1 protein-coding gene is annotated in these 659 nt (G+C 66.9%); it reads right to left on the bottom strand.

The features are described 5' to 3' along the window. On the bottom strand, positions 1–659 hold a 659-nt coding region (locus M4J39_RS22775; RefSeq protein ID WP_251730793.1), incomplete at both ends, for an MBG domain-containing protein.

The following is a 659-nucleotide window of genomic DNA, read 5'->3' as shown; positions in this document are numbered from 1 at the left end:
GGTCTCACCGTTGACCAGGCCGGCGTAGGTCACGCCGTTGCCGCCGCTGTAGGCGAGGCCGTCGTAGGTCTTGGCGGCGCTGTTGGCGGTGACCGTCAGAGCGGCCTTGTTCACCGTCAGCGCGCCGGCGACATAGCTGATGTCGTAGTTGCCGGAGGTGAGGCCGGAGGCTGTGAGGGTGTAGCTGCCGGCGTTGGCCGCACCCTGAGACGTGCCGCCGTAAGCGAGGGTTCCGCCGAGCACCGACGAAGTCTCGCCATTGACCAGACCGGCGTAGGTGACGCCATTGCCACCGCTGTAGGCGAGGCCGTCGTAGGTCTTGGCCGCGCTGTTGGCGGTCACCGTCAGCGCCGCCTTGTTCACCGTCAGAGCGCCCGCGACATAGCTGATGTCGTAGTTGCCGGAGGTGAGGCCGGAAGCGATGAGGGTGTAGCTGCCGGCGTTGGCCGCACCCTGAGACGTGCCGCCGTAGGAGAGCGTACCGCCGAGCACCGACGCGGTCTCGCCATTGACCAGACCGGCGTAGGTCACGCCGTTGCCACCGCTGTAAGCGAGACCGTCGTAGGTCTTGGCGGCGCTGTTGGCGGTGACCGTCAGCGAAGCCTTGTTCACCGTACCGATCGTGCCGGAGATCGAGTCCGAGGCCAGCACGTAGTTGC

Origin of the sequence: Pleomorphomonas sp. NRK KF1 (assembly GCF_023721755.1) — a bacterium.
Taxonomy (GTDB): Bacteria; Pseudomonadota; Alphaproteobacteria; order Rhizobiales; family Pleomorphomonadaceae; genus Pleomorphomonas.
Note: the sequence above shows the minus strand (reverse complement) of the source record. Positions and strands in the feature narration are given on the sequence as shown.